Consider the following 9,287-nt stretch of genomic DNA (forward strand, 5'->3'; position numbering starts at 1 on the left):
GCGTGGGCGGGACGCCCGCATCGGCCACCAGCACGGCGAACTCGTCGCCGCCGAGGCGCGCCACCATGTCCTCGGCCCGCAGTACCGCGCGGATGCGATGGGCCACCGCCCGGAGCAGGAAATCCCCGGCCGCGTGGCCGAGGCTGTCGTTGACGGCCTTGAAGCGGTCGAGGTCGAGGCACAGCACCGCGCAGGCGCCGCCGTGGAGATGCAGGTCGGCGAGCCGGATCTCCAGCCGCTCGTAGAACAGCGCGCGGTTGGGCAGGTCGGTGAGGCCGTCGTGGCGCGCCATGTGGGCCACCTGCCCCTCGGCCGCCTTGCGGGCGCTGATGTCGATCTGCGTGCCGATGAAGCGCAGGGCACGGCCATCCGCGGCGCGGGCCACGACCTTGCCGCGGGTCATCATCCAGGCCCAAGTGCCGTCCTTGCGCCGCATGCGGTGCTCACACGCGAAGGTCGGCGCCCGCCCGCTCAGATGCTCGATCAGGGCCCGCTCGGCCGCGCCCGCATCCTCCGGGTGGAGCAGGGCCCGCCACGTCTGTGCGTGGCTCGCCAGCTCGCCGGGCTCGTAGCCCAGCACCCCCCACCAGCGATCCGAGGACCACGCCTCCCCGGTCGTGAGATCGCAGTCCCAGAGCCCGTCACTGCCCGCGTCCTGCGCCAGGGCGAGGCGCGTCTCGCTGACCTGCAGCGTCTCCTCGGCCCGCTTGCGCGCGGTGATGTCCGTGAAGGTCCGCACCGCCCCGCCATCGGGCAGCGGCACGGTGCGGATCTCCAGCACGGTGCCGTTCGGGCGCTCGCGCTCGTAGGTGTGGGCGCGGCGCTCCAGCCCGCGCGCGGCCACCCAGCGCCGCAGGGTCTCGCACGCCGCGCCGAACTCCCCCTGCGCGATCTGATATTGCCGGACGGCCTCGAAGGTCGGGCGGGTCCGCATCAGCGCCGGCGGCAAATCGAGCAGCGTGAGGGCGCGGGCATTGCAGACCTGAACGACGCCGGCGGCGTCGATCATCATGAGACCCTGGTCCATCGTGTCGAGGACGGTGTCCAGAAGCTTCGCCTTCTCCCGCAGCGCGCCCATCCCACTGTTCATGTTCCGGGGATCCCACTCGTCCGCCTGCGCGAACGTACTGCTGGACGGTGCACGCTCCCACCAGGCGGGACTTTAGCAACGGGGAGCTTTCCGGATTCTTTCCGGAAGACCTGATTTCAATTGCTGCGTGTAATCCCGGAGGCGGATGGAGCACGGTTCCGCGGGCGTCCGGCGCGCCGCATCGGCCCTTGCCGGGCCGCCCGCGGAGCTTTCCGATACGCGGACCGCAGGCGGACCACAGGCGGACCCGGGCTGAAGGTGGTCAGGGATCACGGCCGGATCCTGACTTTCGCGGCCCCCGGGATGTCGTCGGCACCACAGGCCGGCGCGGCCGGACGCTCACTCGCCTTCGTCCCGGACGAGGGAGATGCAGGCCCGCACCATCTCTTCGAGCCTGAGTTCCTTCGTGTCACCGATATTGGCGGTCTCTTCCAGACACCGCATGAAATACGCTTCGTCGAGTTTGGGCGACAGCGTGTGGAAGGCCCGGCCCATCCGGCTGGAAAAATCGATCTTGTCGGTCATGCTCGCCCGCGGCCACAGCGAGGCCTTGTCGTCCATGGTCAGGCGGGCGGCATCCGCCGGCAAGGTCCCGCAGGTCAGAGCAATTAAGACGATTATAAGCTTGGTCTGCATTGTAAATCCCCGATCCTGCGGCATAACCCTGCGTGACTCTGCGCAGCGGTGACGGTGGACGGACGCGCTGCTCTTCGAACAGGATGAGAGAAGCCATGCGCGTGGTCCGTCTGTCCGGTCTGGTCTCGGCCGGCCTCCTTCTGAGCCTGCTGACGGCCCAGGCGCAGACCCAGACCCAGACTCAGGACCCATCGGCCGGCGACCCGCGGCGCAACCAGGCGGCGAAGCTCGCCGGGCTCGCCGGATTCGTGAACCTCGAATGCCCCGGCCTGCGGAGCGATCCCGCGCGCCTCAAGCAGACCGTCGAGGCCCTGGGCGTCGATGCCGCCAGCCTGGAGACCGGCGACCTGCACCTGATCGCGACCCGGTACATCGCGGCCTACCAGAAGGACGTGGCGGCGAATTGCCGGAAGGCCGAGGCGACGTTCGGGCCGCAGGGATCGATCATTCCCGGCCTGATCGTGCCGCGGTAGCCCCGGCCCGCTGTCGGCGGCGCTGTCGGCTGCCCGCCTCACACCGGCCGCCCGTCCCGCGACAGGGCGATGCGGAGGAGGTCGGCGAGGCTGCCGGCGCCGAGCTTCTGCTTCATGCCCGAGACGATGGCCGACACGCTTCGGTGGCTCATCGACAGGCTGTCGGCGATCGCCTCGTTGGACTTGCCCGCCCCCAGCAGCGACAGGACCTGAACCTCCCGCGCGGTCAGGCGCGCGAGGGGCGAGTCCAGCAGACCGGCATTCAGCATGGCGATCTTGGTCGCGACCTCGTGCGGCAGGTAGCTGTGCCCGGCCGAGACGGCCGCCAGCGCCTCGTGGAAGCGCGTCACCGCCGTGTCCTTCAGGACGAAGCCATGCGCCCCGCCCTCGATGGCGCGGGCGACGATCACCGGGTCGTCGTGCATGCTGAAGGCGAGGATACGGGTCGCCGGCTCCAGGGCCCGCACCCGGCGGATCAGCGACAGGCCGGAGAGGCCCTGGTCGCGGAAGCCGAGGTCGGTCACCACCAGCCCGGGACGGTGGCGGTGGAACGTGCGGTATCCCGACACCACGTCGGCGGCCTCGTGGACCGCCCGGACGCCGGCATCCTCCGCGAGGTGGCGGAAGCCGCGCCGCACCACCGGGTGGTCGTCGACGATCAGCACCGCGTCGAGGATGGCCGCACCGTCCCCCCCCGCCGGCCAATCGGCCGAGGCCCGGGCGGCGCTCACGGCGTGCCCTCGAGGACCGGATGCGGGGCGGCGAGGCGCGCCAGCGCGGCCGCATGGTCGGCCCCCTGCATCCGCGCGTTGTAATAGTGCTGGCACATCTCGCCGTAGAGGCTCTTGCGGCGCCCGCGTTCGGCCGCGATCCCGCCGAGCCCGTCGAGGATCGCGCCGTAGCCCTCGCCGATGCCGGCCTCGGCCAGCATCTGGCCGAGCTGGACGGTGCGGTTGGCGATCATGCGCGGATCCTCGATGAAGCCGTCGCGGGCCCGGGCCAGCGCCGCCGCCATCGCGCGCACACGGGGCTCGTCGGCCGGCAGGGCCTTGCCGGCCTCCCGGCCCGCGAGCCAGCGGCCCGGGTCGGTCCCGTCGGTCGGCGCGAGCCAGGCCGGCAGGGTGCCCTCGGCGGTGGTGGCGACCACCGCGCCCGCGGCGTCGCCGCGCTCGTCCGAGTCCCGGTTGCAGGCGCCGAGGGCCAGCAGGACCAGGCCGGACGCGATCCGGATGCGGCAGGCCCGTCTCATCGCGCGGGCTCCCCCGGCGCCAGGACCGTGCGCGGGCCCTCCGCCACCTTGATGCGCGCCGTCTCGCGCCACGTGGCGAGATCGATCACCGAGACATCGTCCGAGAACCAGTTCGCCACGTAGGCCCGCGGACCGACCACCGCGATGCCCTCGGGATAGGGCCCCACCGCCACGGTGGCGACGATCTCGAGCCGGGCCGCATCGATCACCGTCACGGCGGCGGCATGCTGGTTGGTGACCAGGATCCGGCTGCCGTCGCCGGTGACCGCGACGCCGTAGGGCATCCGGCCGGCCGGAACCGTGGCACGGGCCCGCAACGTCGCCGTGTCGATCACCGTGAGGTCGCCGCTGCGCACGTTGGCGACGTAGAGGCTGGCCTCGTCCGGCGCGAGCGCCAGGGCGAAGGGCGCCTCGCCGGTCGGGACGACGGCCACGCGGGTCATCGTCCCCGTGTCGATCACGCTGACCTGACGGCTCTCGCGGTCGGCGACGTAGAGCCGCCCGCGCCGGTCGAGGACGAGATGGGCCGGTTCGTGCCCCACCGCCGCGGTGCCCTCGACGGCGCCGGTCGCCGCGGAGATCCGCAGCACGCGGTCGCCCGACCAGTCGCCGACGAACAGGTGCGCGCCGTCGGGGCTCGCCGCGAGGCCGAAGGCCTGGCCGGGGACGGGCAGGCGGCGGGGCGGCTTGCCGGGCTCGACGACGGTCACGGCGCGCCCGTCCGGGTGGGTGAGATAGAGGCGGCCGGCCCGGTCGGTGGCCGCCGCCACCGGCGCCGGCCCGAGCGGGATCCGCCCGGCCACGGTCCCGGCCTCGATCCGCGCCAGCTCGGCCCCCTGCTGGCTGACGACCCAGACCGGGTCGGCGGAGGCGGACGCGCCACCGGTCCCGGTGGCGGCCGCGAGCGCGAGCGTCGCGATCAGCCGGAGGTGGCGCATGCGGGGCCTCAATGGGTCGTCCGGCCCTCGACGGCCGCCTTCAGCCCCTTGAGCCCGTCCGCGAAGTAGCGGTTCATCGCCGTTCGCCCGGCCTCGTCGCTGAGGTTCTCCGGCGGCTCGTTGCCGGTGTCGCCCCGGTAGAAGCGGCCGATCCACGACACCTTGGAGCCGGTCCCGTCCGGGGTCACCGTGAGGGTCGCCGAGTAGGAGGAGACCGGGAGCGCCTTCAGGTCCGGGTCGGACATCCGGTACGAGTAGGTCCGGCCGTCGGCCAGCCACTCGTCCAGCCCCTCGACCAGGGTGCCGCCGGCCTTGAGGGTCACCCGGCGGGTCGTGCCCTCGACATTGCCGCCGCTGGCCTCGGCCTTGGCCACGTCGGGGTGCCAGCGCCCGATGCCGCCGAAATCGCCCACCACCTTCCAGACCGCGTCCGGGGGCGCCTGGATGGTGATCGACTGGTCGATCTTCTGCGGCGTCGGCCCGTGGGCCAGCGCCGCGCCGGCGAGGCCGACGACGGCAAGGCCCGCGGCGACGGCCAGGACGAGGGCGAGGGGCATCCGCATGGTCAGGTCCTGATCGGTCCGGTTGGAACGAGGGTTTGAACAGGGTGGGCCGCGCGCCCGCGGCGCGCGCGCTGGACGAGGGCGAGGGGGTTCGCCAGGAGGGCCAGGAGCGTCAGCCCCAGGGACGCCGCCAGGAGGGCGGGGCGCGGGTCGAGGCGGCCGGGCAGCGGGCGCGGCGTCGCCGCGGCGCGCAGGGGGGCGGCCAGGCCGCCCGGCCCGTCGAGATGGGCGTAGCCGAGGCCGGTCTCGGCGGCGAGGCGCTTCAGATAGGGTTCGCGGACCGCGGAGAGGTGCTCGCTGCCATGGGCCGCCTGGGCGCCGAAGGGGGCGTTGCGCGGATTGTAGCCCTCGCGCGATTCCGCGTCGGCCGGGGGCGGCCCGGAGCGGTTCTCCTGCTGGACGTCGCTCTCGCCCAGGAAGCCCGCCGGCCGGCCGCGATCGTCGAAGCGCGGGATCGGCGACAGGCCGTAGCCGCCCGCGCCGACGATCAGCCCGCGCACCGCGCCGGGCTTGCCGTCGAAGGTCGGGCCGCCGGAGGCCGGCAGGGGCGGCGTCTCCTGGCCGTCAGTGAGGAACAGGAGGTCGGCGTCGATCTCCCCCGCCATGGCGATCGACCGGAACAGGCCGGCCGCGATGCGGCTGTCCCCCTCCCAGGCCATGCGCGGATCGAGGGCCGCGATGGCGCCGTCCAGCGGCGCGAAATCGGCGCAGACCTCGACCGGCGTGAACAGCAGGAACGGCCGCCGGTCGGTGAACAGGCCGAGCGCCACCCGCGAGCCGCAGGGGAGGTCGGGCAGCATCGCCCGCAGAGCCGCCTTGACGGTCTCGAGCCGGCTCACGGATCCCGCGGCGGCGGGATAGTCGCGCACCGCCATGCTGCCGGTGATGTCGACCACCGCCAGCACCGACACGCCGGTGCGGGTGAACGGGATCGGCGGAGCGACGAGGGCTGCCAGCGCCAGCACCAGGGCGGCCGCCAGGATGCGGAACCGCCCGTCGCGCAGGTTGCTGGCGACGAAGGGGGGCAGGACGGAGGGCCGAACGGGGGGCAGGACGCGCCGCGGTCTCACGGGCCGCCCCGCGGCTGGCCGGGGATGTCGGTCCAGATCTTCTTCGGTTCGGCGCGCAGCTCGTCCCCGGTCTTGCGGTCGAATTCCGGGTAGTCGCGCACGAGGCGCGAGGCGACGTCGAGATTGTACTTGGCGTCCCAGAATTCGGGCCGGGCCTGGAGGGCGCGGCGGTAATCCTGCCGCGCCAGCGTCACCTGGGGCGCGGCCTTGTCGAGATCGCCGCGGCCGATCAGCACGAAGGCCTGCCGCATCCGCGCGTTGCCGATCACGTACCGCGCCCGGGCCGCCTCCCGCACCGCGCCGGCGCGGTCGAGGGCGTCGAGGAGGGGCTCGGTCTCGCCGAGACGGTCCCGGGCGGCGAGGAAGCCGATCCGCGCCATCAGGAGGGCCGGCCGCGCATCCGGGTCGACCGGCCGGTCGCGGCCCGCCTCCAGGGCGGCGATCCGGTCGTCGTCGCGCGCGGCGCTCCAGCCCGAGACGGCGAACCACAGGGCGGCGGCCGCGAGGACCAGCGGCAGGGCGACCAGCAGGGCCGGCCGGACCCGGCGCCAGGCCGCGGCCACGCCGAGGCGGGGAAGGGCGGCGCGGCGGCGCGGGGCCGGGCCGTCGAGGAGGGCGCCGGAGCTCATGCCGCCCTCCGCGGCGCCGCGCCCGCGGCTTCCGTCGCCGTCTCCGCCTCCGCCTCCGCCGGCGCATTCGCGAGGTCCGCCTCCACGAGCTTGGCGAGGACGAGCACGGCGAGGCCCAGCGCGGCGAGCGCGGCGGCGAGCCCGGTCAGGTCCCGGCGCGGGCGCTCCTCGACATAGGGGATCGGGTCCCGCTCCAGGGCCTCGATCTGCCGGATCGCGGCTTCCACCGCCGCGGCGCCCTCGGCCTCGAAGGCGCGGTAGGGCACGCCGAGGCTCTTGAAGAACAGGTCGAGGTGCCGCTCCGGCGCGGCCTGGGGCGTGTCCTCGCCGGCCGGCCGGTCGGCGATGCCGGGCGAGCCCTTGGTGCGCAGGAACAGCCAGTACAGGTTCGGCCGGATCCGCGCGACGGCGGCACGCAGCTGGTCCTGGATGCGCGGGTCGATCACCGCGGCGCCGTCGGACACGAGCAGGAGCACCCGCGAGGCGCCGACATGGACACCGAACTGCGACAGGGCCATGCCGAGGCCGCGGCCGATATTGGTGTAGTCGAGGCCGGGCCGGTCGATGGCGGCGATCGCCGCCCGCACGGCGTCGTGGCGGTCGGTCATCGGCATGACCAGCATCGGCGCGGTGGAGAAGGCCGTCACGGCGAACAGGTCGTGCCCCCGCGCGCCGACGAAATCCGCCAGGAGGCGCCGGGAGGCGGCGGCCTTCGATTCCTCGGCGCCGGAGGGCTGCCGGCCCGCGAAGGTCTCGTTCATGCTGCCCGAGCGGTCGATCAGCAGCGACACCTGCGCGCCGATGCCGAGGCGCTCGATCCGCGCCCCCGTCCGGTAGGGGCCCGCCAGGGCCACGATCAGGCCGGCGATGGCCAGGATGCCGGCGAGCGTCAGCGCCCGGCCGAGCCAGGCCGAGAGGGGATCGGCCGGGGCGGCGGCGACCGCCGGCACGGAGGTCCGGCGCAGGGCCGAGCGGGCCAGCGGCAGCAGCGCCAGCGGCAGCAGCCACAGGATCCAGGGTTCGGTCGCGCCAAGGCGGGCGAGGAGATCGGTCACGGCGTCACGCGCTCCGCTCCGCCGCCGCGAGGCGGGTCAGGAGCATCTCGGCCTCGGCGAGGGGCCAGGCCGCGCGCGCGGCGGGCAGGTGGCCGCCGAAGAAGGCGAGGCGCGAGGCCTCGAAGAAGCGCGCGAGCCCCTCCGCCTGCCCCCGAAACGCCCCGTGGCGCGCGAGGACGTCCCCGAGATCGTCGGCCAGCACCCGCCGGCCGGCGGTCTGGTCGAGCCCCCGATGCAGGGCCAGCAGCGCCGCCCGGTAGGCCTGATCGGGCTCGGCCCCCGCCCGCTGCCGCCGGAGCACCCGCAGGGCCGTCGCGAAGGGACGGCCGCGCCGTGTCCGGAACGGCCCCCAGGCGCGGTCATGCGCCAGCGCGAGCGCCGCGAGGCCGGCCAGGGCCCCGAGGCCCGCCGCCGCCGCCACATCCGGCCCGGGATCGATCCGCCCGCCGCGACCGTCCGGGCGCAGGTACTCGGCCGGATCCTCGCGCCGCTGCGGCTGCACCTCGCGCAGGGGGGAGACGCCGAGGCTCCAGCCCGGCACCTGGACGGCGGCGGTGGTCAGGCCGGTCGCCGCCTCGCTCGCCAGCGTCAGGGGGAAGCCCGGCACCTCCAGGGTGCGGGCGTCGAGGGCGGCATAGAAGCTCTGGTAGGTGAGGCGCAAGCGCACCCGCCGGGCGCCGGCCACCGTAACGTCGTCGACCGCGACGGCGCGCAGGTCGAGCCAGTAGGTCACCGGACCGGGCTGGGGCAGGGTCGCGCGCTGCAGCCGGAAATCGGGATCGGCCAGGATCTCCACCTGCGCCTCGACGAGGTCGCCCAGGAAGATTCCGAAGGGCCGCGGGCTGCGCACCTCGACGGAGCGCACCTGCGCGGCCGCCGGGCCGGCCGTCAGGGCGAGGGGCGCGGCGAGGAGGCCGGCCAGCAGGAGGGCGGGAACGCGCGCGCCCATGCTCAGGTCGTCATCAGGTGGCGGGTGAGCGCCTGGGCGTCGAAGCGCCCGGCGAGCTGGAAGACCCGGCGGGCGAAGGGCGCGGCGGCGCGCTCCAGGGCGGCGATCCGGTCTCGCTCCCGGGCGATCCAGGCCCGGCGCAGGCTCGGGCGCAGCAGGACCACGCGGCGGCCGCCGCCCTCCAGATCGTCGAGTTCGACGAGGCCGAAGGCCGGCAGCGCCTCCGCCTCGGCAGGGTCGGCGAGCAGGATCGGCACCGTGTCGTGCGGCGCCAGCGCGGCGAAGACCTGGGCGATCAGGGCCTCGGGCCAGCGGAAGTCGGAGGCGAGGAAGACGAGCTTCGGCCGCCCGGCGAGCCGCCGCGCGGCCTCGAGCATGCCGGCGCAGCCGCGACCCGCGCGGGGCGCGCCCGCGACCCGCTCGGCGGCGGCGACGGCCGCGCCCCGGTGGCGGGTGGCGGGCAGGGTGAGGTCGTCGCGCAAGGTCTCGTCGCAGCCGATCAGGCCGAACCCGTCGCTGATCCGGGTCGCCGAGACGGCCAGCGCCCGGCAGAGATCGCCCGTGAGCCGCGTCCGGTCCGCCGTGCCGCGGAAGCCCATGGAGGCCGAGAGATCGACCAGAACCCAGGTCTCGAC

The 9,287-nt window shown here is 74.7% G+C and carries 12 protein-coding genes; 1 reads left to right on the plus strand and 11 read right to left on the minus strand.

The annotated features are described in order from the left end of the window. Positions 1–1,090, minus strand: a 1,090-nt coding sequence (locus I53_RS27720) for a PAS-domain containing protein (RefSeq protein ID WP_043357077.1), incomplete at its 3' end; no start/stop codon positions are given. A 339-nt stretch (positions 1,091–1,429) separates the two neighbouring features. Next, positions 1,430–1,726, minus strand: a complete 297-nt coding sequence (locus I53_RS27725; RefSeq protein ID WP_236952738.1) for a hypothetical protein — start codon at positions 1,724–1,726, stop codon at positions 1,430–1,432. 95 nt (positions 1,727–1,821) lie between these two features. On the opposite strand from I53_RS27725, the gene I53_RS27730 reads away from it, so the two are divergent. Continuing rightward, entirely contained in the window at positions 1,822–2,199 is a 378-nt protein-coding gene (locus I53_RS27730) for a hypothetical protein (protein ID WP_043357064.1), read from the plus strand. A 38-nt stretch (positions 2,200–2,237) separates the two neighbouring features. Here the strand turns inward: I53_RS27730 and I53_RS27735 are convergent, their stop codons facing one another. From I53_RS27735 to I53_RS27775, 9 genes are all read right to left on the minus strand, one after another. Further along, positions 2,238–2,930 carry a response regulator transcription factor gene (locus tag I53_RS27735; protein ID WP_078947215.1) on the minus strand — a complete coding sequence of 231 codons (693 nt, stop codon included), beginning with the start codon at positions 2,928–2,930 and terminating at the stop codon, positions 2,238–2,240. Continuing rightward, positions 2,927–3,448, minus strand: coding sequence for a hypothetical protein (locus I53_RS27740; protein WP_043357066.1), 522 nt, complete (start codon positions 3,446–3,448; stop codon positions 2,927–2,929). The genes I53_RS27735 and I53_RS27740 overlap by 4 nt, the downstream gene beginning before the upstream one ends. After that, positions 3,445–4,386 carry a YncE family protein gene (locus I53_RS27745; protein WP_043357068.1) on the minus strand — a complete coding sequence of 314 codons (942 nt, stop codon included), beginning with the start codon at positions 4,384–4,386 and terminating at the stop codon, positions 3,445–3,447. Before I53_RS27745 ends, I53_RS27740 begins: the two co-directional genes overlap by 4 nt. Before the next feature lie 8 nt (positions 4,387–4,394). Beyond that, complete coding sequence (locus I53_RS27750) at positions 4,395–4,949, minus strand: SRPBCC family protein (protein ID WP_043357070.1); 555 nt, start codon at positions 4,947–4,949, stop codon at positions 4,395–4,397. 2 nt (positions 4,950–4,951) lie between these two features. After that, the gene (locus I53_RS27755; RefSeq protein ID WP_187294425.1) at positions 4,952–6,019 is read right to left on the minus strand and encodes a vWA domain-containing protein; all 1,068 of its coding nucleotides are present in this window, start codon (positions 6,017–6,019) and stop codon (positions 4,952–4,954) included. Beyond that, positions 6,016–6,648 (minus strand): hypothetical protein, encoded by a 633-nt coding sequence (locus tag I53_RS27760; RefSeq protein ID WP_043357072.1) that lies wholly within the window; start codon positions 6,646–6,648, stop codon positions 6,016–6,018. Before I53_RS27760 ends, I53_RS27755 begins: the two co-directional genes overlap by 4 nt. Further along, entirely contained in the window at positions 6,645–7,703 is a 1,059-nt protein-coding gene (locus I53_RS27765; protein WP_043357074.1) for a vWA domain-containing protein, read from the minus strand. Before I53_RS27765 ends, I53_RS27760 begins: the two co-directional genes overlap by 4 nt. Positions 7,704–7,707: 4 nt before the next feature. Next, the gene (locus I53_RS27770; RefSeq protein ID WP_187294426.1) at positions 7,708–8,652 is read right to left on the minus strand and encodes a nonribosomal peptide synthetase MxaA; all 945 of its coding nucleotides are present in this window, start codon (positions 8,650–8,652) and stop codon (positions 7,708–7,710) included. 2 nt (positions 8,653–8,654) lie between these two features. Next, the coding region (locus I53_RS27775) for a hypothetical protein (RefSeq protein ID WP_043357075.1) at positions 8,655–9,287 on the minus strand (633 nt) is incomplete at its 5' end.

Source organism: Methylobacterium sp. B1 (genome assembly GCF_000333255.1).
GTDB classification, from domain to species: Bacteria; Pseudomonadota; Alphaproteobacteria; order Rhizobiales; family Beijerinckiaceae; genus Methylobacterium; species Methylobacterium fujisawaense.

Coding starts and splice junctions, on each gene's coding strand:
- I53_RS27725 (WP_236952738.1), bottom strand. CDS start 1,726: ATGCAGACCAAGCTTATAATCGTCTTAATTGCTCTGACCTGCGGGACC.
- I53_RS27730 (WP_043357064.1), top strand. CDS start 1,822: ATGCGCGTGGTCCGTCTGTCCGGTCTGGTCTCGGCCGGCCTCCTTCTG.
- I53_RS27740 (WP_043357066.1), bottom strand. CDS start 3,448: ATGAGACGGGCCTGCCGCATCCGGATCGCGTCCGGCCTGGTCCTGCTG.
- I53_RS27745 (WP_043357068.1), bottom strand. CDS start 4,386: ATGCGCCACCTCCGGCTGATCGCGACGCTCGCGCTCGCGGCCGCCACC.
- I53_RS27750 (WP_043357070.1), bottom strand. CDS start 4,949: ATGCGGATGCCCCTCGCCCTCGTCCTGGCCGTCGCCGCGGGCCTTGCC.
- I53_RS27760 (WP_043357072.1), bottom strand. CDS start 6,648: ATGAGCTCCGGCGCCCTCCTCGACGGCCCGGCCCCGCGCCGCCGCGCC.
- I53_RS27770 (WP_187294426.1), bottom strand. CDS start 8,652: ATGGGCGCGCGCGTTCCCGCCCTCCTGCTGGCCGGCCTCCTCGCCGCG.